Consider the following 21,857-nt stretch of genomic DNA (forward strand, 5'->3'; position numbering starts at 1 on the left):
CCACCACCGCATCACGCCGACCATCACCGGCGGTGCCGGTCGTGTCGGCCGGCTCGGTCTCCCCGGTCGACCACCCGCTGGGCACGACAGTCAGCGGGATCGTGGTGTGCGCGGCCAGTGCTGTACTCACTGACCCCAGTACCCACCGGGCCACGGCTCCGGCGCCGCGGCTGCCGACCACCAGCATCCGCGCGCCCGCCGACGCCTCAAGCAGCGCCGCCACCGGCGACTCCGAAGCGATCTGGGTGGTGACGGTCAATTCCGCGGTACTTGCGACCGCCCGCGCCTGCTCGGTCGCGGCAGCCAACGCGTTTTCGGCCTGACCGCGCAGATCAATGTAGAAGCCCTCGGGAAACGGGGTGGTGACCGGCGGAAACGCCGAGGCCACCAGCACCAACTCCGAACCATGCGCGGCCGCATCAGCAGCTGCCCACCGCACCGCGGCCACTGCACTCTGCGAGCCATCAACACCGACCACCTTCGAACCTTGCGCCACCACAAACCCTCTCGCTCTGTCTGCCTGTCGGGGCGAGGAACATACACGATCGACTGTGGGCCCCCACGCCTATCGGACATGTATCGCCCAGCGGCACTGTAGCTGGCCGCTCCCGCCAGCGGTGGGATTGTCGCCCAGGGTTCACCCACACTTTTTGTTCGCTCCATGCCCTGTGCTCAACGGGGCTCAGCGATCACCACATCGGCCATCCCTGCCATGTTCCCACACCGTCCGTGAAGCTGTGTGGCCTTCGTGGGTGATGCCCCAGCTGGTGCTGAGCGAGCACACGATTCAGGGGACGTTTCGTCACTGGTGACGAAACGCATTGTGCCACAATGTATTACGCCGATAATAATGACTATGTTATGTCATATCAACTTGACGCTTGGCCGATAAGCGCATTTCAGCGGGAACCGGGCTCGACAGCGTTCGCGATTGTCTGGGCAACGCGATCGGGTGTGGTGTTCGTGGTGTCGACGACCTGGGCTGCGTCGTGGAGCCAGGTGCGGGACGCTTCGGCGTAGGCATCTAGGTAGTGCAGCCGGAACCTCGAGGGGCCCGGAGTGATCTGTTAGCAGGGGTCAATACGCGGGTGAAGTAGTCGGCGGCGGTGAGGCCGAACTCGACGAACATTTGCTCGGCCCCACGAGTGCCCTGCGATCAGCTGTTGAGGAATTGTCTTGGGGCGTACGGCCTCTGAAAGCCCGATACTGTTTATGAAGCGGCGTCTTATGAAGCGGCGTCGCCCGGTCATCCATTCTGGAGGCAGGCGTACTTAACGAAGGAGAGTGCGGTTACAGCGTGTCCGGTCGCGGCCATGATGTTGGGTGACCGGTTCGTGCAGGCCGTCGATAGGTACGTACATCACCCGGCCTCGGGCCAGGTCGAACTACGGCCTGAGGTGACTACGGTGTTGAGCGCGAAATACCCAACCCGTGTGGTGCTTAGCAAGGCTGATGGGCTCGCTCGCCAGCCGGTGGTGATGACGGTCCAACGGTCCGCGTCGCCGGACCTCATTGTCTGTCACGTGGTCGATTACAGCGACAACGCTGTGTCGGGGGTCGACACTGCCGTCCGGTTGGCGCATGCACGAGCCCGGGGCTCAGCTCGCATGATCACTGCGTTCGCCAGACGATTCGGAGTCGATGAGGTCACTGCGTACGCGATCTTGCAGTACGACGCCGACTGGCCGTTGTCCATGAAACGCTGACGCCGCATCGCGGTGGTGTAGCGGCAACAGACCTGAACTCTAGGGGGCCGAGGTGTGCCAGGCGGCCAGATTCGGACGCAGCCGGGCTGTGCTGCTACGCGGCTTTACCCCTAGTTTTCTGCTGCTGCGTTGTTATTCGTCAGTGTCAGTGGTGAAGTCGGCTCGGTCGAGGAAGATGAGGGCACCGTTGTCGAGTGCCACCGCGTAGCGGCGAGGCCGGATGAGCGTGGTGCGGTCGAGTTTGACCGTGCCGTCGGGAAGTTCACCGAAGTCTTCTGCGATAAAGCCGGCACCGCCGCCGGCGCTGGAGGACACGCGGACACGCGCTCCGACGGCCACAGGTGCCGTTCCCATGGGGCGGTCATAGGTGGGCATCACACAATTAGATCAGACTATATAACGTTCGGCGACCGCTAGACCGGCGGCCACTCGGTCAGCGGCGTTGGTTGTAGGCCGTAATCACCGATTCCGGTATTCGTCCGCGAACGTTTACTTCGTACCCGTTTGCTGTGGCCCAGGCGCGGATGGCGGTTGCGCCTGTGGCCGATGTAGCGGCGGGCCCCCCGTTTGTCTTAGCGGTACCGTTCACCCGGCGTGAGGCGGTGAGGTACTTGTCGACGGCCTTGCGAAATTGCGCAGCGTGCTCCGGTGAGGTGTCGAACTCGTAGTGCTTGCCGTCGAGCGCCCACCGAATGGTGACGAACTCCTCGAGCACCGCACCGTCGAGATCATCGATGAACTGCACAGTCTGCTTCTTCGCCATAGCTACTGCTCGCCTCAGAACTTCGAGTTGGAAGACTGGTGAATCGGCTGTGCCGACACGAAAGATCGTAACAATGCTCCATCGCTGCACGCCTGTCTTCGTCCCGACCCCATGTGCCTTGGTGGTGTGAACTGCGCACGACCGTGTGCCAAGGGGAAGCGCCGCCAGTCGGCCCGCATCCTTTTCGGCCGCTGATCAGGTCATTCAGGGCCTGATGAAGGCTGGTCGTAGTCAGACGCCGCGAGCAGCTTCACCCAATCCCGGCCGTAGACGGGCTGGGTAAGCGATCAGCTGCGAGGTCAGCACCCCGCCGGGTTGCCGTCGGTATCGGCGACAACCACGTTAACGGGATCGCTCGGAAAGACAGAGACAAGCAACACCTCAAACGGGCGGTCGGGGGATTGCCAGCACCACTCGAAGCTGGAATTGGGCTGTGCCTGCGCAGTGCGAAGCTGCAGCTTGTTGATCTGCTGTGGAGGAAGCCGATCGCCAATCCACTTCGTCGCGTCCTCGAACTGCCAGCCAGGCAGGTCGTAGGCCGCCGTAGACGTCGTTGGCTCACCGATAGCGATCGCCTCAGGCGGCATGACAACGCCAGCTATGCCCGTATTCACTACGGCAGCCATCGGGACCTCATCTGAACCCGCAACTGCCGGATCGGCCGCGTGCGTATCGCTGCCACATGCCACTAGCGATGCTGCACAGCACACACCGACTAACAATCGCTTCATAGAAGTTAAATATACTAATCAACTACTCCGCCCGTGCAGGTGGCCGGTTCGTTGCCGCCTCGATAGCGCGTGCAAGGGTCTGCTGCGGGACACCAGGTCTTCTGCGAGGCCGAGCTGGTCCGATGCGGTCATTCCGCACGAGACCCGGCGATCGTGGCGGGCCGTCAACGGGTGGTCAGTTCGGGCCGGCGTCGATGACGTGTTGAGCGATGACGGCGAGTTTGATGTTGCGTTCCTGCGAAATCGTGGTCAGGAGTCGGAATGCGTGGGAGTCGTCGACGCCGTAGCGTTCCATGAGCATGCCTTTGGCTTGACCGATGGTGTCTCGGGTGGTCAGCGCGGCACGGATTTGGTCGTTCGCGCGGACCGACGCCATCTCCACTGCGGCGTGGGCGGCGAACAATTCCCCAATGGAGCGGGCCTGTGTATCGAACACGCCAGTAGTGGTGCTGTGCACGTTCAAGGCGCCGAAGGTGTCGTCCTCGCTGACGAACAGGCTAAAACACGCCATCGCTGCAATGCCGAGATCGTCGGCGGCGCGGGAAAATGCGGGCCACCGAGTCTCGGTGGTCATGTCATCGATCCACACGACCGTGTCGTCTCCCGCGGCTGCGGTCAGGCATGGCCCTTCGCCGAGCTGTTGCTGCAGGTTGTCGCACTGTCGGGCCAGGTCGCCTACTGCGACCGGGGTCGTGATCACTCCGCGCGCTGAGACCAGTGTGACGCTGGCATAGTCGGCGCCTTTGATGGTCTCGATCGCGGCTTGGGCGATCCTGGTCGTTGCTGATGCCTCATCCTCGCCGGCGACACGCAGCTGCTGGGCCATCTGCGCTAACCGGGTCGATACGTCTACCTCAGAATCCACCAGACCGTCTTCCGTCGCCACGTAATCTCAGACGTGCTCAAGCTACACGAGCGACCACAAATAAGGCGGCGGATAGCCTCCTAGTCGCAGACGTACACGCGGCCCACTGGCAGGCCAGAGATTCTGCTGCCGGAGCGGTCGGTCAACCTGTACGACTGCAATCGTGGGTTCGCTGCGGGCGGGTAGTACCTGCCGCAGATCCACGGTTCGGGGGTCTTCGTGAGTGACTTTTCGTAGCGAGTGACGTGCTTGGTGAACTTTAGCTCTTGTGGAGTCGGTGAGGCCACTCCGTCTCGCGCTTGTTTGATACACCAATGCGGTGGGGGTTCGCGTCCTGCAAAATGGATGAAACAGGAGTCCCAGTGTTGGCAATGTGTCTGTGGGACACTGGCTTTAGCATCAGTGTCAAAATGGGGGTTGGTCGTTGCCGTACATGGGTGTGATGGTGCTGGTGGTGATGATTGCGGCGTTGGTCGACATCATCGGTAGTGAGGCGGGTGTGCGGGGGTTGCCGCGGTGGGGGTGGTTGTTGCTGGTGATTGTTCTTCCGCTGGTGGGTTCGATCGTGTGGTTTGTGGCCGGTAGGCCGGTGGCGGGTGGTTATGGGCGGCGATCAGGTTCTGGGCGGGCGAGCGCGTTGGGTTTTCCGGAGTATGACGAGCCGGGCCGGTTCGAGCCGGCAGATCCGGCGGCTGATGCAGAGTTTTTGCGGCAGGTTCGTGAACGTGCGAGGAGCAACGCCGCCAGGCTGAACTCGACCGTCGACGTCGCCAACAGGACGGCTGAAGACTGTGGCCAAGACAGGTGCTTTCACCTTTCACCGATTCCCCGTAGGATGACGGACGGTCATCATGCGAGCGTGCCGACCATGCCGTGGGTGGCAGGCCTAATGATCGGCATCCCGGCCCGGCAGCACCCGAGACGTACGACACCCGAGACGTACGACACCCCGAGGCCAGGTGGTCGATGAGCACCACGGACCCGCCCGAAGAGATCGCTGCGGCCGACGATCCCGGCGATCCGGTACCGCTGCGCCCGCCGACCACACGCAGCGATCACCGCCGCCGGCGCTCGTCGGGGCCGTTGATCGGAGCCGACCTCGCCATGGTCGTGACCATGGCATCGGTGATCGGTCTGCTGCTCGGCGTCGTCGGCCTTGTAGAACTACTCACCTAACGGAACACCGCTGTGGAGGGTACATACGCGAGAGGAGGATGTGCGGGATGGCTGATCCCCGTGAGCACCCTGCGCTTGCCCTCTCGGTCATCGCCGGGCTCAGTGGTGTTCTTCTTTGCAGTTGCTCACCTGACACGACCCACCCGCGCCGCACGGCGGCAGCCATCTCGTCCGCACGCCTCGTGGAGCCCCCGCCAGAGAGCAACAGTCTGCCGACCGCAGAGCGCCTAGAGGCCCAAGTCCAGGCCACATGCCCAAGTCCAGGCCACATGAGAGACCGCCTTCGGCTACACCCGAATCGTCAACACAAGATGCACGGATCCATCGGGAACGTGCCTCGTCGACTTCGACGACGCACCCACGGAAGTCATCTCGGTCACCTACGAAAAGGCGAACATACGTCGGGCCGCTGAGGCCCAAATGAACAGCTGTTCGCGTGGTCCGAATGCGCTCGGCCAGCCAGCAACTCACGCTATGTTTCGTCACTGGTGACGAAACGCATTGTGCCACAATTGATCACGCCGATAATATAGATTATGTCAAGTAACCTTGACAAGGTACTGGTCGAGGCACTGCTTCACCATGTAGGACGGGCGTGCCGACGTGTCCCCGGCCCTTCACCATGCACCATTTCTGTAGTTAGACACCACGATAAATGCCGTCTTCGTCTGCATTGTCGGCAAAATCTGCGAAGTCCATGTTTGCTAGGGCCAGGTTGTTCTCGATGGATGCCATGGCAGCTGGTGTGACGCGCACGGTTCGGCCGTGCTCTTGGGGGTAGTGGCTGCCGCTGATGTCGATGGCAAGGATGGGGTGTTCGGGGTCGGTGAGTGTTCGGTGGTCGGCCAGGAAGACATAGAACGGTGGCGGTTCGCCCATAGCTTGCAGGAGTGTCTCGACCGTGATTCCGTCGAGTGTTGGATCCTCGACCAACGTGAGGTCGGCCGTAAAGGCGTCAACGGGATCTGGTGCCAATGCTGCGTTGGCAACCTTGTGCCAAGCGCTGGTGTCACTGTAATCGCCTCTGATTAAGAGGGATCGATCTTTCAGTTCTTCGGAGTTCAACGGTCCGGAGTGCGTCGGCGCTTCGCGAATGGTGACCGCAAGTTGACGTCGCTCCTCGACATCGGCGGCGCTCGTGGCGGGTGGCGTCTGGGGGCTACGGATAATCTGTCTGCCGGCGGAACTCGGGATCGGCCAGATATCGAATCGCATGTGGACGGTGTCGGCGTCCGGTCGACGATCGCGGCAGCAAACACGAATCATGTTCCAGCCGTCTCTGATTGACGACAGCGCCAGGTCCAGAAAGTAGTCGTGATCGTCGTCCCGCGGCCAAGGCGGAGGTAACATTCGCACTGGCACGTAACCGAACTCACCGCCGCCTTGCTCAACGTAGTCCCACTGCTCGATGTCGGTCAGTGGCGGCTCAGAAGAATGGGTTTCCAACTCGACCGATGCACGTACCGGCGGGTCAGGAAGCCAAAACGCGAGCTCAGGCAGCCGTGGGGGTAAGTACCCTTCCCATTCGGGATCATCGGCCCGCCAGTTCAGAACATACGACGGCTCGTCCTGTATCCCAATACTCAATCGACCCTTGACGTCACTACTTGGGTACCAGGTCTGATACTCCTCCGGAACGCGGGAGGCAAAGGCACCTGCAAGTGCGACAAACCCTGTTCTACCGACTTCGTATTGCGCGTGCGCCACGTTCTTCTCCTCCCCAAGGATGGCCCCTCAGAATTAGACGAATCGTAGTACGACGGCGGGCCAGCCATACTTACCTCGACGATTCGGGGCGCAGCTGGCAGCAGTTCACCTGTACGCACTGTGCTGGATTCTGGGGATCCTCGCGTCACTCTGCCCTTCCCCACAGAGTGAATGAGCGCTTCATCGTGTTGCGGGACAGCATCTTCGGCGAGTACCAGCTGCCCCTCGATCAGGTAAGCCGAGCCAGGGTCGCAACCACGCACAACACCGGCCGATCTGGCTTGGCTATAGACCCGCACACACCGGTTTTCGAACACAAGCCGAGTTGAGGGCAGGGAAAAATCTCGACGTGGATATTTCCCTATGATTACCCAAGACTTCGGTGTAGAGTCGCTGACATGAGTGGTGACATGAGTGACATCAAGAAAGCAGTCCAAGGCGCCGGCGGCGTCATGACCTTCCAAGCGTGGGAGTTGCGCGATGCGATCGCCGCTGGTCGGCTCACACCACGCATCAACGGAATGATCAGCGAGACGTTGAAGTCATATGGTCTTGGGCACGTTCCGGCTGACCCTGACCTTCTGCCAACGTCTCAGTACGAATTTGTTCGTGTCTACGATCTGGGCACATCGGTTGGAAAGGTCATCGCTGCAGCTCAAGCGCCCGGCGAAGCAAACGATCGACTGCTCATCGAGTCCGTCGACGGAGATGCAGCCGATCTTGTCGCACGAGTCCGCGCCATTGTCGCGGAATAGCCTCCGATCAGCCCGTTGGCGCACGCGCATGCCGACTCGTCGCTAACCGGCTCACCTAACTCCGTGCTGTTCAAGCCTGATTGCCGTCCAGGCCGAACGCCCTTCCACCCGAAAGACTCGACTGATGCCGTCCAGTCCAGCTCAACCCGGTCATACAGATGCCGAGATCCACACGCACAACCATGATCTGCACACCGGCGCAGATCCCAGCCGGATCGCCAAACGTGCTGTCACCGCAACACTTCTAGTGCTGCTACTGATCTGCCTGATAGCTGTCCCCTACCTCGCCGCCGCCAACCCCACCAGCAAGGTCGCCGACTACCTCGGCCGCCACATCACCGGCACCCACACCACCATCGACTCCACCGCGATCCGCGACAGCAACCACTACGCCACCATCACCCTCGACGGTGAACCCCACGAACTGCTGGTCACGCAGCCGTGGGCCGCCAAGGACCCGCTGCATGCCGGCGAAAAGGTCATCGTTGCCCGTGCGAGCAACCAACACGGCGACAGCACGTGGCACATCGTCGACCGCGACCGCACCCTCTGGCTCGTCATCCTCGCCGGGCTACTCATCGTGGCCCTGGCCGTCGTCGCCGGCGCCAAAGGACTACGCGCCGCCATCGGCATCGCCGCAGCTGGCGCGATCATTCTCGGTTTCATCCTGCCCACCATCGCCGCCGGCGGACCACCCATACCCACCGCACTAGCCGGCAGCGCACTCATCCTGTTCGCCGTCGTCTACCTAGCCCACGGCATCACCTACAAATCGTCCACAGCACTGCTGGGCACCCTCACCGCCATGGCCTACACACTCCTGGTGTCCTGGCTGGCCGTCAAAGCCCTCCACCTCACCGGAATCGCCGCCGCCGACGACGAAAACGGGCACCTCGCCAACATCAACCTCCAAGGACTCATGCTCGCCGGATTCATCATCGGCTCACTCGGCGTCCTCAACGACGTCACCATCGCCCAAGCCTCCACCGTCTTCGAGCTCGCCGAACACCACTCCCCACTCACCGCGTTCCGCAAAGCAATGGAAGTCGGCAAGGACCACATCGCCTCAGCCACATACACACTCGTCCTCGCCTACACCGGATCAGCACTCCCACTCCTACTGATCCTGCACAGCACCGACTACGGCCTCCGATCAAGCCTCAGCCTCGAAATCATCACCACCGAAATCACCCGCAGCCTCACCGGCGCACTAGGACTCATCCTCTCCGTCCCACTCACCACCGCACTGGCAGCACTCACCTGCCAACGCACCGGCAAGACCACAACCCAACAACACGAAGGAGACCCACCACAGCTCACACCCAGCACCACAACCTGACCCACAGACCGCTGTCACCCCCATCTGTGACAATGCGGACAAAGCAACGAAAGGAACGACTGATGCCGTCCAGTCGCCGCGTCACCCTTCAACAAGTCCCACCAGCCAAACGCGACACCACATTCATCGGTGCCACCCTGACCATCGTTGGCGGGGTACTGCTCCAAATCGCGATCATCATCCACCACACCACCCTGGGAAACATCGCCGTCACCGCAGCAGCCATAGGCTGATCACCATGGCCATCGGCTCCCTACTGTCCCGGCGCACACCCCACCGCACCACCGACAAAAGAGCCACCATCACCGCAGCCCTGACCGGGGTAGCCCTAGTCATCATTGCGGTCATCCTCGCCATGACCACACCACTAGCCGGCGTCGCGTTCATCATCGGAGGCATCGCCGCACCCCTGATCAACCTCAGCGAGTACATCGGTCGAGACAGGACGACCGTCTGATGTCTCCGAACATGGATCCTTTGATCATCGTCTTCCACGCAACCCTGTTTGTCGGGTCGCTCTTTGGCGTCACCACCGCCGCAATGGGCCTGCTCAGACCCCCCTCTGCAGGAATCGATCGCCGGTACGCATTCCGGCTCGGAGGGGGCACAACCTCGGGCCTGCTCGCCCTCGGACTGTTGATGCAGTTCATCGTCACCAAGCTCAACAACGACCTCGCCGTCACCGGCTACATACTGCTCGGCGTCCTCGCCGCCGTGGCGATCACCAACCTGATCGGATGGGTGATCTGCACCCGGACACCCGCCAGAAACAACCCCCGACGAGAGCAGACAGCATGATCCTCGAACTACTAATCTGCGGTGCAACATTGCTGGCCCTAACACCATTCATCTTTGTCTACCGACGCGCGTGGCACATGGCCGGCGGCCAAGTACCACCACCAGTCCTACGCGGCGGACACCGCCACTCGCACAAGGCGAACCGATGACCGACGAGACGCTCCTGACGATCCTGTACCTCATCAGCGCGCTGACCATCCTCGCCAGCGTCGGACTCCTCGAAACCGCCAAACGCCGAGACCGGAAATGGTGGAACCACGCCACCACCGGGGACCCCAACGACCCAAACACGGCCAACCTAGCCACCACCCTGCTGCGCATCATCGACCTCGCGCACTACGCCTGGTGTCCAGCCGCCCTCGGCGCCGCCGCCGGCCTCGCCGCCATCTGGATCTCAGCCACACCCACCCAAATGGCCGGAGCAGTCGTACTCACCCTCGCCGCGATCGCCACCGCCAGCTACACATACAAAGCCCGCGAACGCATCACCAACAGAACTCACAAGCCCAACAGCGACGGCGCATCCGCAACCTCCACGGACGCCTAAGAGCTACCGCGACACCAAGCCCTCCCGCGGCCTAGCGCAAGCTCCCGCAACCAGCTCCCAGCGTCCTCGCGACCGGGCCCCTTCCCTCAGGCCGGCCACCACACTCCCCCGTGGTGGCTGGCCTTCTTGTTTGCCCGCTGCGCGGTCACCTACTCGGATACGCCTGCGGCGCACTGTGACCGGCCTGCGGCCGGATATCGTTTTGTCCTTCTGGCTTTCCGAGTGTGACCGGCGTCGTCCGCCACGCTAGATCTGACTCCCGGCCCTGCGGGCTCGGAAACTTTTCACACCCGTACTCCGCTGCGCTCCGCGTGAAAACTTCCCGATCAGATCTTGCGTTCTGTCCTCCTGTGCCGGTCCACCTCTCCCTTGCCAGAAGGGCAAAAAAGTTGGCGGACAGCAGGTCTGCCGCATCACTGTAGTGGAGGTCACCTCATGGACAACAACAACACCCCGATCACCCTGACCCACCCGGCCAACCTCATCGCCGCACTCCCGGCGCTGCTGGGCTTTATCCCCGCCGAATCAGTCGTGGTGGTGGCACTCAAAGACGTCGAGGTGCTGTTCACCGCCCGCAACGACCTCACCACCATCTCGCACACAGCCTCGACCATCATGGACACCGCGCGACGCCACAAAGCCACCAGTGTGTTCATCGTGGCCATCAGCGCCGACGACGAGAACGCCATGCAGAAGGCGATGGCAACCGCCCAGATCGCCGAGCTGCTCGGACTGGACGTCAACAATGTCCTGCACACTCCCAGCTGCGACGGACCGCAGACCTGGACCAACCTGCGCACCGGCGACAGCGGAATGACTGACGACTACCGCACCAGCCACGTATCGGTCCGGCTGGTGATGGACGGCAAAGCCATCTCCACCGCCCGCGAAGACCTCGAGGAGAGGTTCGCACTGACCGAACCGGCCACCGACCCGTACATGTCGATGAGCCTGCTCGACATCGCCCGACAAGTGCACGCCATCATGACCGGAAACGGCACGCTGACAGCAGAGTTGGCCGCAAACATCGGCCACGCAGTGACCAGCAACATCGCTTTTCGAGACGCCCTGCTCACCGTGGGATCTGACAACCCCCGAGCAGCAACCCAACTGTTCATCGACGTGGCAGGCATGCTCCGCGACCAAGTCCGCGCCGAAGTGCTGACCCTCGTGGTCGCACTGGCAGGACTGGCCGGAAACGGTGCCCTGATGAACGTCGCCATCGAGACAGCCCAACGCACCACCACACAATTGCCCACGCTGATCGAGTTGATCGACCTGGCCGCCGCCGCCGGGATCTCCCCCACCCAGCTGGCCCAAGTCATCCCCGATCCAGACACTGCCCGAGACACGATCGGAGGTGACTACACGACCTAAACCGCAGTGCCCTTCACCCAAGGCCCGCAGACACGTTCTGCGGGCCTTGTGGTGTCTACAGCAGGGTTTAGAGGTGCCGCCCCACTCCGTGCGGCGGCACCACGATGTCCGCCGGTGTGCGCCGGCCAAAGACCAGGACTTCAAGATCGACGGCCGCCGGCGGCCGCGGGCCATCGACTAGCCGTCTCATCGCTTGTTCTGCAGCGCTGCTCATGTCTCCCACCGTAACCGGCCGGCAGGAAAGAATGCCCGCTGCGCGGTCACCTACTCGGAGCGCCTTCGGCGCACAGTGACACCGGCCTGACGGCCGGAGAACCCTTTTGTCCTTCTGGCCGTCCGATTTTGACCGGCGTCGTCCGCCGCACAAGATCTGGCTCCGCTGCGCTCCGGCCTGCCGGCTCGGAAACTTTTTCAACCCGCACTCGCTGCGCTCCCTGAAAAACTTTCCGCCCACATCTTGTGCTCTGTCCTCCTATGCCGGTCTTTATCTCCCTTGCCAGAAGGGCAAAAAAAGTTGGCGGACACGACAACCCAGGGAGGCACGCCATGTTCTATGACCCGTTCGTTGCGATGGAGCACGTCTACAACCAAACGAAAATGCCCGGTGATCCGGCCTACGCAGACCTCGACGAGGCCACCAAAAGCGCACTGCTCGACCTCGCGATCGGCAGCCCCGAAGCACACCAGGCCGCCGCCACCGTCATCGACCCCAGCCACTTCACCCACTGACAAGGAGCACCCCATGACCATCGACTGCTACACCGAACTCGACGCCTTGGCCATCACCACACCGAACCTCGCCGCTGTGCAGCTGGCCGCGACGCTGCGGGGAATCACCTTCCAGCAGGCCATGATCGCCCAGGCCCGCGAGTGGTGCACCGCACTAGACGAGGCAATCGACCGGCACGCACAAGAAGCGGCCTACAACATCGGCCACGCCGAACACCTCGCAACCACCGCCGAACAACGCCGCGCCTGGCACCGAGAAGCAGCCGAACACCTGGACGAGGTCACCCGACTCACCGAGATCCGGACCGTGGCCGCACAAATGCTCGCCGACGCCGACACCAACCCCGTCGACCACACCCCCACAAACCCCAGATAGCGAAACCGCTTCTGGCCCATAAAGAAAAGCAGCCGGGCCGATTGATGCTCGGCCCGGTTGCTTCTCACCCACAATAGGAGAAAACACCATGGGAAACAACAACACTGCAACCATCACCCCGACCGCTGAGACCGCCGCTACCGGCGAGCTGGTGCACGCTAACCCGGCCGAGGTGGTCATCGATGACAACGTGCGCACCGACGCCACCCTGGACAAGGCATTCGTGGCCTCGATCGCCGCCCGGGGCGTTCTGTTGCCGGTCCTGGCCACCCGCGATGCCGATGGCACGTTGCGGGTGCGCGACGGGCAGCTGCGCACTCTCGCCGCCCGCGAGGCCGAATTGTCGAGCATTCCGGTCTATGTGATCAGCACCGAGGCCGCCGACGACGCTGCGACCATCGAGCGGATCAGCGACCAGCTGCAAACCAACGAGCAACGCACCCAGTTGAACAACACTGATCGGGCGACCGCTTTTCAGCAGTTGCTCGACCTGGGACTGTCGCGGACCAAGATCGCCAAGACCACCAACACACCGAAAAAGACGGTGGATGCGGCCCTGGCCATCGCCGGATCCGCACACGCGATGGCGGCAGTGAATGACCTGCTTACCTTGGACCAGGGCGCGATCATCGCCGGATACGAAGCAGACGGCGACACCGAGGCCGTGACCGAGCTGCTCGATGCCGCGACCGAGGGCCGGTTCGAGCACAAGCACGCCCAGCTGGTCGAGAACGCCGACCAACGCGCAGCCCTGCGCGAGGGTTTGGCGCATTGGCGGGACAAGGGTTTTCACGTCAGCGACGTACGCCCGCAGCACCGCAGCGCCTGGATCGAGTTCTACGGTCTGGTCAACGCCGAGACCGGGGAGCAGGTGACCGACGAGCAGCTCGACGACCTCACCCCCGAGCACGTGCTGGCGTTCGTGGAGACCGAGTATGAGGAGGTCTACCTCAACGCCGCCGGTGAGCGAGTCGAGGAGGCGACGATCGATTGGAGCGTGCAGGACGAAGGCCCCGACGCCGTCGCGGCGGACGGAATGGTTGATTGCCGTCTACTCACCGAGAAGCTGGAATGGAGCCACTGCGTCACCTGGTTTCACAACGATCCGGCCCGCGATGGCCTGGAAACAGCCAGCGAGCACCGGCAACGCAGCCGGTCAACGATGACCGATGTGCACCTACCCGGCGATGGCCCCAGCCCCGTCGCTGGTGCCGCCCAGGACGCCGACGGCGAGAGTGCCGAAGACCGCGCCGACCGGATCGCCCGCGAGCGCGCCGACCGTGAGCGCGAACGTGAAGAGGCCGAAAAGCGTGAACGCCGCAAGGTCATCACGCTCAACAAGTTGGGTGTGGCCGCGCAGAAGGTACGCCGCGACAAGCTCACCGAGGCGTTCGCCCGCAAGACCCTGCCCAAGGGCAAGGCTGCGGTGGTCGCAGCGTTCCTGGCGACCACGGTGTGGCGCAACGCTGATCTGTACAACGTCGCCCGCCAGGACGGCGACGCCAAGAAGATCGCCGCCGAGTTGCTCGGTACCGATCCGATCGAGGCGCTCGACGGAGCCGCCGCCGAACGTGCCCAGCTGATCGCGTTGGCGATCACGTGCGCCGCGCACGAGGCCAACCTGCCCAAAGACGCCTGGCGCGGTGGCCACGAGTACCTGCGCAGCATCGGGGATGCCCGCACCCGTTACCTTCGGTTTCTCACCGAAGCGTTCGGATACGCCCTGTCCGACGTGGAGAAGGTGGTCACCGGGGATATGAAAGCTGACGACATCGACATCAGCTGAACGCACTCGGAGCGGGGTAGGTGAGACAACCTGCCCCGCTTCGTCCCGCGATGGCAGCTCAGATGGGCAATGTCAGTTCGTCCTGCTAGCGTGCTCACCGAGAGCCTGGCCAACCGGACCATCCCCCCGGTCCTGGGACCACTCCCCCCGGTCCCGACACGTTTCTCCCCAGACCTGTGTCGCGTTGGCCAGGCTTCTCTCCCCCTCAGTCCGCGTTGTCGGACCTGGCGGTCCGAGCTTCGCCCTGGTGGTCACCACAGGGGCGCGCGCCTTCTCATGGTGGCTGGCCGGGGACCCCGACCTGTCAACCCACGCCCCGGCGGTGTCGCCCGTTCTCCGCTGCGCTGCGCCCGTGCGCTTCAACCACTTTCACACCCGCACTCGCTGCGCTCGCGTGAAAGTGGCTTCCGGCCGCCGGGACTCTTCGGGGTTGACAGCCCACCCCGCCCAGCCCGATTGCGAGGCGTCAGCGCCACCTACCGAAAGGGCCAATCATGAACGTCTACACCACCATCGACGGAGTTCAGTACGGACCACTGACCGTCACCAACGCCGAGCTGGTCCACCGAGTCGGACTCGTCGACGTAGAGATGGCAGACGGGTCGATACCGACCGCCCAGGCCTACCTGAGCCCCACCAAGACCCAGACTGTCGAGTTGTTCCCCCGCACGATCGGCTACTGGCGCCTCGAGGTAGCCCCCTAAAGCGCCGGCAGGCTGCGGTCCACCCCCGCCCGGGGGTGGGCCTTTTTGGTGCGTTCTCGACACCGATGTGGCGCCCGGTCACATACAGATCCGGAGGAATTCGGTGGCTCCTGGTCGTAGCTGAAAACTTCTCTTCTGTCCTGTGGCCTCGAAGACAGCGGACGTCTCCGACACCCGCGTCATGACGCCCGTCTGATGGGGATCAGACCATCCCGGAGGCGCACTGCCGGAGACTATTTCGGTGGGGGCCGCTTCCCAGTACTGCCCGGCGAACTTGGCATCGCCCGCCCCGCAATGGGTGTACAGGTTGTAGCGATAGGCAGTGCCGATCTTCACCGCCTCAGGTGCCGGCTCCCACGGAGCGTCGCACCCCGTCACACAGGCCGTGGTCTCAGGTGCTGGCTGCGACGGTGCGCCGCACCCAGCGACGCAGACGACCACCAGCGCGGCCATCCACAGCCTGCGTGCCCCCGGATGAATCGTCATGACCTGACAGTAGGTCAGCGACCTTCTCGATGATCGAGATCCTGCTTTCGGTGATGCGGTGGCCATGCCCGCTGCGCGGTCACCTGAGCGGAAGCGCCTGCGGCGCACAGCGCCCGGCCTGACGGCCTTTCTCCTCGTTTTGTCCCTTCTGGCCGTCCGAGTGTGACCGGCGTCGTCCGCCACACAAGACCGCGGCTGCGGCCCTGCGGGCTCGGAAACTTTTCACACCCGTACTCCGCTTCGCTCCGCGTGAAAACTTTCCGCCCGCGGTCTTGTGTTCTGTCCTCCTATGCCGGTCCACCTCTCCCTTGCCAGAAGGGCAAAACAGTGGGCGGACACCAGGTCTGCCGCACCGAGGCCGGAGGGTCACCATGCCGAAGTTCACCACGAAAGAGACTGCCGCCGAGCTGCGTAAGCACCTGCGCGCCACCTGGCCCACCGTGAAGTTCTCCGTCCGTTGTGGACGCGGCACCGCCAGCGCATGGCTGCGGGTCGCCTGGGTCGACGGACCGGCCTACACCCAAGCCCAAAGCGAGTGGGTTCAGTTCCAAAGCGCCCAATTCAACGGGATGACCGACAGCTACGACCAGCTCGACGACCGCCTGGTGTGCACGGACCCGGCCGAGCTGCCCGAGGTGCGTTCGTACTCGTGCGACGGGATCAACGGCGAACGCGCATTCACCGACGATGCAGTGCGTACCACCGTGCGCCAGCTCATGGACGAAAACACCTGGATCTCAGCCGCATTCGCTGTTGAAGGTATCGACCCCGAGGCCCTGACCTACAACACCCTGCACCGCTCAGCGTCCATGCTCACCCTCGACGCCGACCGCTGGCTGTCGTACCTGGGTGAACCGCTGCCCCGCTCCCCCTACGACATGGGAACCGCGATCACCAGCGCCCTGTCGGCTACCGACTTCACTACCGCCACACCGGCACTGCACACCCGCAAACCCTCTGGCCGGGTGGCTGCCCGACCCCTCACACGGGCAGCCACCCACACCTCAATATCCACTCCACAGGAAAGAGTTACGCCGCTATGACGATCACCATTCGCCACACCCACACAGACGGAACCCTTGTCGAGGGCACCAGCAAAGGCGACGGCACGAACACGATTCTGAAAGCCAACGGGTTTCGCTGGTTCCGCACGCTGGGACTGTGGGGCATCGCCGGAAGCCGCGACCGCCAGCCCAACGACTACAAGATCAACCGGGCCGCCCACGCCTTGCGGGAGGCAGGCCACACCGTGACCGTGGAGATCGACCGCACCCACCGGCCAGCGGCCGAGGCCGAGGCCGACCGCCTGACCCGCCAAGACGACCGCGCCGCAGCCCTCGCCGCGAAAGCCGCACGCAAGAAGAGCGACGCCGAGACGGCGTGGGCGAGGGAACGCGCCGCCACCGACGCCCTGCCCCCAGGTGGGGAGCCAATCAAGATCGGCCATCACTCCGAACGCCGGCACCGGGGCGCGATCGACAAAGCGTGGAAGACACTCGGTCAGGCCGTGGAGGCCGAGAACACCGCCAAGGCTGTCGAGCAGCGCGCAGCGGCGGCCGCCGCGACCACCGATCACCGATATAACCCGGTCACCGTGGCCAACCGCATCGACACACTCGAGGCCGAACAGCGCGCCGATCAAAGAGCGCTCGACGGGCACCGCCGGACCCTGTTCACCGACGCCGCCGGCGAGAAGCGCGACGAGGTCACCACGCAGCGTCCGGCCCATACCGCGACCGGCTCACCGCCCGCATGGCCCAACGCGCCGAGGACATCGCCTACTGGACACAGGTCCGCCAGCAGCAGATCGCCAGCGGCGAGACCACCAACTACACCCGCGACACCATCCGTGTCGGGGACCTGGTGCGCGGCCGGTACGACGATTGGTATCGAGTCCGCCGGGTCAACCCCAAATCGGTGACCGTGGAATATCCCGCCTACGGCGGCGGCACCCTCACCCACACCATCAAATACGCCCACCTCACCGGCCATCGCACCACCACTGCGGACCAGAACGCGACCGGCGCAGGCGAGGCGGACAAGGCCGGCTAAACGGTGTGGCCGCGCAGCGTGACGGTATGTCCGCTGCGCGGCCACCCGCGTAGTCGGGCCTTCGGCCCGAGCTTCGCCCTTGTGGTCACCAAGGGGCGCGCGTCTTCTCATTCTCTCAGTCCGGGGGCCCGACCGGTCAACCCACGCACCGGCGCTTCCGCCCGTTCTCCGCTGCGCTACGCCCGTGCGCTCCAACCACTTTCACACCGCACTCGCTGCGCTCGCGTGAAAGTGGCTTCCGGCCGCCGCTGCTCTTCGGGGTTGACCGCCCACCCCGCACTGAGCGACTGCGAAGCCGACAGCGTCGCCCACAACGAGGAGAACCCACCATGACCATCACCACTGCCTACGCCAGCACCGACGGAACGATCATCATCCGAGAAGGCATCACCACCCACACGATCCGCCAAGACGGAACCAGCCAACTCGAAACCGACTGGCACCTGCCCGACGGCACACCGTCAAACCCATTCGCCGACAACAGCTAACGGCGGCCGCCAGGCCCCACCCGCAAGGGTGGGGCCACCAACGGCGCGTCGGCTACAGGATGTTGATCGGCGCGTTCAAGTGCCACGGCGAACCGCTGTCGGCACTGCACACCGCTTCATTGACCATGAACAATTCCGACAGCTGCGGATTCGATTTAGCGAAACCAATGCAATGATTCGCATCACGGAACGGCCCGTATTCGTAATACGTTGCATTGTCCCACCAATACCGAGTCTTTTGCACCACGTTAATGGTGTCAGCACCGGCGGCCGGCACCCCCGCCAACGACACAGCAACAGCGGCCACAATTCCGCCGAGACCCACACCAATTCTTTTTGCAAATGTCACAATGAACCCCCTTTATATGCGGACATTCACGCTCAGGTTTGAGCAGAATGGACAGAAAGGGTCAGCACGCAGGGGGCGCGCACAACACGCACCACAAAACCACTCGCGCACACATGCATGCGAGCGAGTTCTGACAAGGTGTCCGACGCCAATCCGACGTCTCACCCTAACCCATACGTGCGGTGTGTGCTGCGTGTTTGTCTCACCTGGCCGGTCATCCCCTGATGCGCCGATTCTGACTGGATCGGGCTGGCCCCGCGTCAAGCAGCTCCGTCGACAAAGACCCACGCGCTACCCGCCGCTGGCGCGCCGATCCGCTTATATCGCGGCCCTTTCTCTCCTGCACAACTTGACTCGAATCCACCCCGACAGGGCGGCGCTAATATCAGGAAATGCCCAAAAATGAATGACCGAAAGAATGCACACCAATTCACGGAAAGTGTTGCGAATCAACGCAATAGGAAATAGAATAGACGTATCAACGCAACCAGTCGCACGTAACTAATCGAGAGGCCAAAACAATGACTGAGCACACCATCACCGTGTACACCAAGCCCGCATGCGTGCAGTGCAACGCCACCTATAAAGCCCTCGCCAAGAACGGCCTGGACTACACCGTCGTCGACATCACCACCAACGACCAGGCCCGCGACTACGTGATGGGACTGGGCTACCTGCAAGCACCCGTCGTGGTGGCCGGCGATGACCACTGGTCCGGCTTCCGGCCCGACCGCATCAAAGCACTCGCTGCTCACGTGGCGGCATGAAGAGAAGGGGAAGCAAATGGGCGCTGACACTGCCGAGTTCGCACAGGAGAGGGATGAGACCGAGGAGCGGCGCAAGCAGTACATCGCGTCCACCCGTGTCGAGTTGGCGACGGCCCTACGCGCGGCGGAAGAACACCTCGACCACGCTGAGCGGTTGACCGTGTTGCTGGGTGAGGGCCACCTGTACGACATCGAGTACACCAACGACATTGGCAGCGAAGATGCAGAGCGATTCATCGACGACGCGGCGCGCAAAATCCGAGCCGCCTACCGCATCATCACTTCCCTTCCCTGAGCAGTCTTTTCGATTGGAGACCGACACCATGACCGCAGCGACCAGCTACGCCGACCGAGCACAGCACTACCGGCAACAAGCCGAGGCCCGGCGCGGCGCCGGCGACCTCGAGGACACCGCCCGTCTCGAGGAGCTGGCGCAGCGCGCCGAGCAGGCACACCAGCTGCGGCCATGGTCCGCCGCGCACGAAGCGTTGCGTTACGACGACCAGGACTGCTGCCGCGAATGCCACGAGCACCTCAGTGATCCGCACGGGCCGGGGTGTGTGTACGCGGACTTGTCTTATGCCACCGACTGACCCAGGCCGAACGCCCACGAGCGACGGAAACGAGGACCCGATGACCATCACAGCAAGCGACATGGCCACCGATATCGAGTCGGCCGGCGCGCTCACCCCAGACGACGAAGCCCTCACCGTCGATCAGTTCCCCAGCCACCTGGGCCCGGACGTCAGCACCGAGGACGCCATCACCACCAGCGTCGAGGCCGCGTTCCTGACTGCACTGATGTGGGCACCGAATGACCTTGCCCAGCAGGTCCGTCAGATCATGACCGGACCCGACCGGTGGAATCCGTTCTGGAGCCCGGCACACACCGAGATCTTCGACGCGGTGAGCAGTGTCCTGGACGAGGGCGGACCGGCCACCCCGGTCCTGGTCCAAGCTCGGCTGTTCGAGACGGGCCGCCTGGCCCGCGTCGAGCAGCACTTGTTCGCGATCCTGTCCCCCGCTCAGGGACCGCTGATCGGTGGTGTGGAGCTGCCGCACCTGGCCGCCAAAGTGATCGATCAGTGGTACCGCCGCGGCTACGCCGGCCTGCTGGCCCGCATGTCCCAGATCCGCGAGACCGTCAGCGTCGAGGAGCTCGCCGGCCATTGGGAAAGCCTCACCGGCCACCAGCAGCGGGCCGAAGAACTGTGGTTGACCAAACGCGACCAGCTCGCCCGCCTGCACCAGGGCACCGCATGAGCACCGACTACGTGAGCGGGGGTCCGGTGTTGCGGGCCGAGGATCTGCACAAGATGGCCTGGCACATGCACTACGACGAAGGCATGAGCTGGGAACAAATCGCCGACGAGCTCGAAGAACCCCACGCCGCCGTGCAGCGCATGGCCGCCGCCTACGAACGGCTCACCGACACTGCCGCCGCCCAGGCCCAACACACCCTGTTCTGACCCGAAAGGACCTCTCGATGAGCTACTACCACGTTCCCGACCACACCCACATCGCTGATGTGTCCCTGCAGCGCAGCGACCGCGGCTACGCCGTGACAGCCGCCTTCGTCACCCTGCCCGAACGCGCCATCGACGAGCCCTACACCGACACCCGCACCTGGCACGTCGAATCATCAAACCTGTGGCGCGATCTGGGGTCGGCAGGATGGGCAATGGACCACTACGACCGACTCGTCGACGGCCACCGCATCCACGCTGAACCCAGCGTCGGCAGCACCTTGGCATTGCCCGAGATCTCGCCGTGGCCGCGAACCGGGCACAGGCCTGCGCCTCGGACTCTGAACGCCAGGCCTACAACGACGTCGTCGAGCTCCGTACCCAGCTGCGCGAGTACACCCACCCCCACACCGCGCACCCCGACCCCGCCTTGCAACTGGCCGGCAACCAGCACCTGACCGAGCAACAGCACCTGGGCGCCGATCAGCGCCCTGCCCCGCAGCACTACGAGCAACACCCCGAACCAGTGCACTACAACCAGCTCCCCGACACCCCACACCGCGACAACGGCCCCGAACACCCCGGCCACCACCGCGGCATCGAACGCTGACACAGACCACCACCAGAACAAGCGAGGGAGAAATACGATGACCGTCATGACACAGGAACCCGAATGGGCAGTGCGCTACCCCGACCTGTTCGCCGAGCTGACGATCGAGCAAAAGTGGTCCGTGCACAACACGATCGCCAACAACGAGATGGAAGGGTGGGAACCCACCCGCGACAACGTCGCTGACCTGATCGCCCTCACACGCGGCGACATCACCCTCGAGGAGTACGTGCGTCGCGGCCGCGCCGGCCTGGCCGCCAAACGCCCATCGTCCTAAACA

The 21,857-nt window shown here is 63.5% G+C and carries 34 protein-coding genes; 24 read left to right on the plus strand and 10 right to left on the minus strand.

Going from position 1 to position 21,857, the window contains the following annotated elements:
- On the minus strand, positions 1 to 478 hold a 478-nt coding region (locus W823_RS51065; protein ID WP_161634036.1), incomplete at its 3' end, for a universal stress protein.
- Positions 479 to 1,433: 955 nt separating this feature from the next.
- Between W823_RS51065 and W823_RS57880 the strand changes: the two genes are divergently transcribed.
- Positions 1,434 to 1,706, plus strand: coding sequence for a hypothetical protein (locus W823_RS57880; protein WP_235189642.1), 273 nt, complete (start codon positions 1,434 to 1,436; stop codon positions 1,704 to 1,706).
- 132 nt (positions 1,707 to 1,838) lie between these two features.
- On the opposite strand, the gene W823_RS51075 is transcribed toward W823_RS57880, so the two are convergent.
- The 4 genes from W823_RS51075 to W823_RS51090 all read right to left on the minus strand — a co-directional run bounded on the left by W823_RS51075 (position 1,839) and on the right by W823_RS51090 (position 4,065).
- Entirely contained in the window at positions 1,839 to 2,081 is a 243-nt protein-coding gene (locus W823_RS51075; RefSeq protein ID WP_023961434.1) for a hypothetical protein, read from the minus strand.
- A gap of 58 nt (positions 2,082 to 2,139) precedes the next feature.
- The gene (locus W823_RS51080) at positions 2,140 to 2,469 is read right to left on the minus strand and encodes an Lsr2 family protein (RefSeq protein ID WP_023961436.1); all 330 of its coding nucleotides are present in this window, start codon (positions 2,467 to 2,469) and stop codon (positions 2,140 to 2,142) included.
- A 299-nt stretch (positions 2,470 to 2,768) separates the two neighbouring features.
- Positions 2,769 to 3,095 carry a hypothetical protein gene (locus tag W823_RS51085; protein ID WP_023961438.1) on the minus strand — a complete coding sequence of 109 codons (327 nt, stop codon included), beginning with the start codon at positions 3,093 to 3,095 and terminating at the stop codon, positions 2,769 to 2,771.
- Positions 3,096 to 3,375: 280 nt separating this feature from the next.
- Positions 3,376 to 4,065, minus strand: coding sequence for a GAF and ANTAR domain-containing protein (locus tag W823_RS51090; RefSeq protein WP_235189643.1), 690 nt, complete (start codon positions 4,063 to 4,065; stop codon positions 3,376 to 3,378).
- A 457-nt stretch (positions 4,066 to 4,522) separates the two neighbouring features.
- Between W823_RS51090 and W823_RS59070 the strand changes: the two genes are divergently transcribed.
- Positions 4,523 to 5,035, plus strand: coding sequence for a PLDc N-terminal domain-containing protein (locus tag W823_RS59070; protein ID WP_235189645.1), 513 nt, complete (start codon positions 4,523 to 4,525; stop codon positions 5,033 to 5,035).
- On the plus strand, positions 5,032 to 5,241 hold the full coding sequence (locus W823_RS51095) for a hypothetical protein (protein ID WP_023961452.1): 210 nt from the start codon (positions 5,032 to 5,034) through the stop codon (positions 5,239 to 5,241). Before W823_RS59070 ends, W823_RS51095 begins: the two co-directional genes overlap by 4 nt.
- 639 nt (positions 5,242 to 5,880) lie before the next feature.
- On the opposite strand, the gene W823_RS56820 is transcribed toward W823_RS51095, so the two are convergent.
- Positions 5,881 to 6,948 carry a hypothetical protein gene (locus tag W823_RS56820; protein ID WP_152538149.1) on the minus strand — a complete coding sequence of 356 codons (1,068 nt, stop codon included), beginning with the start codon at positions 6,946 to 6,948 and terminating at the stop codon, positions 5,881 to 5,883.
- A gap of 398 nt (positions 6,949 to 7,346) precedes the next feature.
- Between W823_RS56820 and W823_RS51100 the strand changes: the two genes are divergently transcribed.
- The 7 genes from W823_RS51100 to W823_RS51125 all read left to right on the plus strand — a co-directional run bounded on the left by W823_RS51100 (position 7,347) and on the right by W823_RS51125 (position 11,764).
- On the plus strand, positions 7,347 to 7,703 hold the full coding sequence (locus W823_RS51100; RefSeq protein ID WP_031333098.1) for a hypothetical protein: 357 nt from the start codon (positions 7,347 to 7,349) through the stop codon (positions 7,701 to 7,703).
- 124 nt (positions 7,704 to 7,827) lie between these two features.
- Positions 7,828 to 9,042 (plus strand): YibE/F family protein, encoded by a 1,215-nt coding sequence (locus W823_RS51105; protein WP_023961459.1) that lies wholly within the window; start codon positions 7,828 to 7,830, stop codon positions 9,040 to 9,042.
- 62 nt (positions 9,043 to 9,104) lie between these two features.
- Positions 9,105 to 9,275, plus strand: a complete 171-nt coding sequence (locus W823_RS58220) for a hypothetical protein (RefSeq protein WP_023961461.1) — start codon at positions 9,105 to 9,107, stop codon at positions 9,273 to 9,275.
- A 5-nt stretch (positions 9,276 to 9,280) separates the two neighbouring features.
- On the plus strand, positions 9,281 to 9,499 hold the full coding sequence (locus tag W823_RS51110; protein ID WP_023961463.1) for a hypothetical protein: 219 nt from the start codon (positions 9,281 to 9,283) through the stop codon (positions 9,497 to 9,499).
- A complete protein-coding gene (locus tag W823_RS51115) occupies positions 9,499 to 9,840 on the plus strand; it encodes a hypothetical protein (RefSeq protein ID WP_023961465.1) in 342 nt (113 codons plus the stop codon). Before W823_RS51110 ends, W823_RS51115 begins: the two co-directional genes overlap by 1 nt.
- 145 nt (positions 9,841 to 9,985) lie before the next feature.
- Complete coding sequence (locus W823_RS51120) at positions 9,986 to 10,387, plus strand: hypothetical protein (protein ID WP_023961467.1); 402 nt, start codon at positions 9,986 to 9,988, stop codon at positions 10,385 to 10,387.
- Between the two features lie 435 nt (positions 10,388 to 10,822).
- Positions 10,823 to 11,764 carry a DUF4192 domain-containing protein gene (locus tag W823_RS51125; protein WP_023961469.1) on the plus strand — a complete coding sequence of 314 codons (942 nt, stop codon included), beginning with the start codon at positions 10,823 to 10,825 and terminating at the stop codon, positions 11,762 to 11,764.
- A 67-nt stretch (positions 11,765 to 11,831) separates the two neighbouring features.
- On the opposite strand, the gene W823_RS58225 is transcribed toward W823_RS51125, so the two are convergent.
- Positions 11,832 to 11,978 carry a hypothetical protein gene (locus W823_RS58225; protein WP_161634037.1) on the minus strand — a complete coding sequence of 49 codons (147 nt, stop codon included), beginning with the start codon at positions 11,976 to 11,978 and terminating at the stop codon, positions 11,832 to 11,834.
- A gap of 332 nt (positions 11,979 to 12,310) precedes the next feature.
- Between W823_RS58225 and W823_RS51130 the strand changes: the two genes are divergently transcribed.
- The 4 genes from W823_RS51130 to W823_RS51145 all read left to right on the plus strand — a co-directional run bounded on the left by W823_RS51130 (position 12,311) and on the right by W823_RS51145 (position 15,359).
- Positions 12,311 to 12,493 carry a hypothetical protein gene (locus W823_RS51130; RefSeq protein WP_023961471.1) on the plus strand — a complete coding sequence of 61 codons (183 nt, stop codon included), beginning with the start codon at positions 12,311 to 12,313 and terminating at the stop codon, positions 12,491 to 12,493.
- Positions 12,494 to 12,506: 13 nt separating this feature from the next.
- The gene (locus W823_RS51135) at positions 12,507 to 12,869 is read left to right on the plus strand and encodes a hypothetical protein (protein ID WP_023961473.1); all 363 of its coding nucleotides are present in this window, start codon (positions 12,507 to 12,509) and stop codon (positions 12,867 to 12,869) included.
- A gap of 88 nt (positions 12,870 to 12,957) precedes the next feature.
- The gene (locus W823_RS51140; protein WP_023961475.1) at positions 12,958 to 14,655 is read left to right on the plus strand and encodes a ParB N-terminal domain-containing protein; all 1,698 of its coding nucleotides are present in this window, start codon (positions 12,958 to 12,960) and stop codon (positions 14,653 to 14,655) included.
- A 494-nt stretch (positions 14,656 to 15,149) separates the two neighbouring features.
- Entirely contained in the window at positions 15,150 to 15,359 is a 210-nt protein-coding gene (locus tag W823_RS51145) for a hypothetical protein (protein ID WP_023961477.1), read from the plus strand.
- Between the two features lie 78 nt (positions 15,360 to 15,437).
- On the opposite strand, the gene W823_RS51150 is transcribed toward W823_RS51145, so the two are convergent.
- Positions 15,438 to 15,845 carry a hypothetical protein gene (locus W823_RS51150; protein ID WP_023961479.1) on the minus strand — a complete coding sequence of 136 codons (408 nt, stop codon included), beginning with the start codon at positions 15,843 to 15,845 and terminating at the stop codon, positions 15,438 to 15,440.
- Positions 15,846 to 16,216: 371 nt separating this feature from the next.
- Between W823_RS51150 and W823_RS51155 the strand changes: the two genes are divergently transcribed.
- From W823_RS51155 to W823_RS58230, 4 genes are all read left to right on the plus strand, one after another.
- Positions 16,217 to 16,888, plus strand: coding sequence for an LPD29 domain-containing protein (locus tag W823_RS51155; protein WP_023961481.1), 672 nt, complete (start codon positions 16,217 to 16,219; stop codon positions 16,886 to 16,888).
- The gene (locus W823_RS56825; RefSeq protein WP_235189644.1) at positions 16,885 to 17,766 is read left to right on the plus strand and encodes a DUF3560 domain-containing protein; all 882 of its coding nucleotides are present in this window, start codon (positions 16,885 to 16,887) and stop codon (positions 17,764 to 17,766) included. The genes W823_RS51155 and W823_RS56825 overlap by 4 nt, the downstream gene beginning before the upstream one ends.
- Positions 17,763 to 17,897, plus strand: a complete 135-nt coding sequence (locus W823_RS59360) for a hypothetical protein (RefSeq protein WP_255326334.1) — start codon at positions 17,763 to 17,765, stop codon at positions 17,895 to 17,897. Before W823_RS56825 ends, W823_RS59360 begins: the two co-directional genes overlap by 4 nt.
- Positions 17,898 to 18,226: 329 nt before the next feature.
- Entirely contained in the window at positions 18,227 to 18,385 is a 159-nt protein-coding gene (locus W823_RS58230; RefSeq protein ID WP_023961483.1) for a hypothetical protein, read from the plus strand.
- 52 nt (positions 18,386 to 18,437) lie between these two features.
- Here the strand turns inward: W823_RS58230 and W823_RS51165 are convergent, their stop codons facing one another.
- The gene (locus tag W823_RS51165; protein WP_152538150.1) at positions 18,438 to 18,734 is read right to left on the minus strand and encodes a hypothetical protein; all 297 of its coding nucleotides are present in this window, start codon (positions 18,732 to 18,734) and stop codon (positions 18,438 to 18,440) included.
- Between the two features lie 521 nt (positions 18,735 to 19,255).
- Between W823_RS51165 and nrdH the strand changes: the two genes are divergently transcribed.
- The 5 genes from nrdH to W823_RS51190 are packed head-to-tail and all read left to right on the plus strand — an operon-like array spanning position 19,256 to position 20,970.
- The gene (gene nrdH, locus W823_RS51170) at positions 19,256 to 19,501 is read left to right on the plus strand and encodes a glutaredoxin-like protein NrdH (protein WP_023961487.1); all 246 of its coding nucleotides are present in this window, start codon (positions 19,256 to 19,258) and stop codon (positions 19,499 to 19,501) included.
- Positions 19,502 to 19,517: 16 nt separating this feature from the next.
- The gene (locus W823_RS51175; protein ID WP_023961489.1) at positions 19,518 to 19,796 is read left to right on the plus strand and encodes a hypothetical protein; all 279 of its coding nucleotides are present in this window, start codon (positions 19,518 to 19,520) and stop codon (positions 19,794 to 19,796) included.
- Positions 19,797 to 19,824: 28 nt separating this feature from the next.
- Positions 19,825 to 20,094, plus strand: coding sequence for a hypothetical protein (locus W823_RS51180; RefSeq protein WP_031333101.1), 270 nt, complete (start codon positions 19,825 to 19,827; stop codon positions 20,092 to 20,094).
- Between the two features lie 40 nt (positions 20,095 to 20,134).
- Positions 20,135 to 20,764 (plus strand): DnaB-like helicase N-terminal domain-containing protein, encoded by a 630-nt coding sequence (locus W823_RS51185; RefSeq protein ID WP_023961493.1) that lies wholly within the window; start codon positions 20,135 to 20,137, stop codon positions 20,762 to 20,764.
- Positions 20,761 to 20,970, plus strand: a complete 210-nt coding sequence (locus W823_RS51190; protein ID WP_023961495.1) for a hypothetical protein — start codon at positions 20,761 to 20,763, stop codon at positions 20,968 to 20,970. Before W823_RS51185 ends, W823_RS51190 begins: the two co-directional genes overlap by 4 nt.
- A gap of 220 nt (positions 20,971 to 21,190) precedes the next feature.
- Here W823_RS51190 and W823_RS51195 read toward each other — a convergent pair whose 3' ends face one another.
- Complete coding sequence (locus W823_RS51195; protein ID WP_152538151.1) at positions 21,191 to 21,580, minus strand: hypothetical protein; 390 nt, start codon at positions 21,578 to 21,580, stop codon at positions 21,191 to 21,193.
- A 43-nt stretch (positions 21,581 to 21,623) separates the two neighbouring features.
- Between W823_RS51195 and W823_RS51200 the strand changes: the two genes are divergently transcribed.
- Entirely contained in the window at positions 21,624 to 21,854 is a 231-nt protein-coding gene (locus tag W823_RS51200) for a hypothetical protein (protein ID WP_031333106.1), read from the plus strand.
- Positions 21,855 to 21,857 lie beyond the last annotated feature (3 nt).

It is taken from the genome of Williamsia sp. D3 (assembly GCF_000506245.1).
GTDB classification, from domain to species: domain Bacteria; phylum Actinomycetota; class Actinomycetes; order Mycobacteriales; family Mycobacteriaceae; genus Williamsia; species Williamsia muralis.

What these genes read in the sequence shown, in the direction of transcription:
- W823_RS51140 (WP_023961475.1), top strand. Translation starts at nt 12,958, where the DNA reads ATGGGAAACAACAACACTGCAACCATCACCCCGACCGCTGAGACCGCC.
- nrdH (WP_023961487.1), top strand. Translation starts at nt 19,256, where the DNA reads ATGACTGAGCACACCATCACCGTGTACACCAAGCCCGCATGCGTGCAG.
- W823_RS51110 (WP_023961463.1), top strand. Translation starts at nt 9,281, where the DNA reads ATGGCCATCGGCTCCCTACTGTCCCGGCGCACACCCCACCGCACCACC.
- W823_RS58230 (WP_023961483.1), top strand. Translation starts at nt 18,227, where the DNA reads ATGACCATCACCACTGCCTACGCCAGCACCGACGGAACGATCATCATC.
- W823_RS58225 (WP_161634037.1), bottom strand. Translation starts at nt 11,978, where the DNA reads ATGAGCAGCGCTGCAGAACAAGCGATGAGACGGCTAGTCGATGGCCCG.
- W823_RS51100 (WP_031333098.1), top strand. Translation starts at nt 7,347, where the DNA reads ATGAGTGGTGACATGAGTGACATCAAGAAAGCAGTCCAAGGCGCCGGC.
- W823_RS51155 (WP_023961481.1), top strand. Translation starts at nt 16,217, where the DNA reads ATGCCGAAGTTCACCACGAAAGAGACTGCCGCCGAGCTGCGTAAGCAC.
- W823_RS51190 (WP_023961495.1), top strand. Translation starts at nt 20,761, where the DNA reads ATGAGCACCGACTACGTGAGCGGGGGTCCGGTGTTGCGGGCCGAGGAT.
- W823_RS59070 (WP_235189645.1), top strand. Translation starts at nt 4,523, where the DNA reads ATGATTGCGGCGTTGGTCGACATCATCGGTAGTGAGGCGGGTGTGCGG.
- W823_RS56825 (WP_235189644.1), top strand. Translation starts at nt 16,885, where the DNA reads ATGACGATCACCATTCGCCACACCCACACAGACGGAACCCTTGTCGAG.
- W823_RS51185 (WP_023961493.1), top strand. Translation starts at nt 20,135, where the DNA reads ATGACCATCACAGCAAGCGACATGGCCACCGATATCGAGTCGGCCGGC.
- W823_RS51180 (WP_031333101.1), top strand. Translation starts at nt 19,825, where the DNA reads ATGACCGCAGCGACCAGCTACGCCGACCGAGCACAGCACTACCGGCAA.
- W823_RS51150 (WP_023961479.1), bottom strand. Translation starts at nt 15,845, where the DNA reads ATGACGATTCATCCGGGGGCACGCAGGCTGTGGATGGCCGCGCTGGTG.
- W823_RS51135 (WP_023961473.1), top strand. Translation starts at nt 12,507, where the DNA reads ATGACCATCGACTGCTACACCGAACTCGACGCCTTGGCCATCACCACA.
- W823_RS51085 (WP_023961438.1), bottom strand. Translation starts at nt 3,095, where the DNA reads ATGGCTGCCGTAGTGAATACGGGCATAGCTGGCGTTGTCATGCCGCCT.
- W823_RS51080 (WP_023961436.1), bottom strand. Translation starts at nt 2,469, where the DNA reads ATGGCGAAGAAGCAGACTGTGCAGTTCATCGATGATCTCGACGGTGCG.
- W823_RS51095 (WP_023961452.1), top strand. Translation starts at nt 5,032, where the DNA reads ATGAGCACCACGGACCCGCCCGAAGAGATCGCTGCGGCCGACGATCCC.
- W823_RS51175 (WP_023961489.1), top strand. Translation starts at nt 19,518, where the DNA reads ATGGGCGCTGACACTGCCGAGTTCGCACAGGAGAGGGATGAGACCGAG.
- W823_RS51120 (WP_023961467.1), top strand. Translation starts at nt 9,986, where the DNA reads ATGACCGACGAGACGCTCCTGACGATCCTGTACCTCATCAGCGCGCTG.
- W823_RS51145 (WP_023961477.1), top strand. Translation starts at nt 15,150, where the DNA reads ATGAACGTCTACACCACCATCGACGGAGTTCAGTACGGACCACTGACC.
- W823_RS58220 (WP_023961461.1), top strand. Translation starts at nt 9,105, where the DNA reads ATGCCGTCCAGTCGCCGCGTCACCCTTCAACAAGTCCCACCAGCCAAA.
- W823_RS51075 (WP_023961434.1), bottom strand. Translation starts at nt 2,081, where the DNA reads ATGCCCACCTATGACCGCCCCATGGGAACGGCACCTGTGGCCGTCGGA.
- W823_RS51130 (WP_023961471.1), top strand. Translation starts at nt 12,311, where the DNA reads ATGTTCTATGACCCGTTCGTTGCGATGGAGCACGTCTACAACCAAACG.
- W823_RS51125 (WP_023961469.1), top strand. Translation starts at nt 10,823, where the DNA reads ATGGACAACAACAACACCCCGATCACCCTGACCCACCCGGCCAACCTC.
- W823_RS51105 (WP_023961459.1), top strand. Translation starts at nt 7,828, where the DNA reads ATGCCGTCCAGTCCAGCTCAACCCGGTCATACAGATGCCGAGATCCAC.
- W823_RS51200 (WP_031333106.1), top strand. Translation starts at nt 21,624, where the DNA reads ATGACACAGGAACCCGAATGGGCAGTGCGCTACCCCGACCTGTTCGCC.
- W823_RS51115 (WP_023961465.1), top strand. Translation starts at nt 9,499, where the DNA reads ATGTCTCCGAACATGGATCCTTTGATCATCGTCTTCCACGCAACCCTG.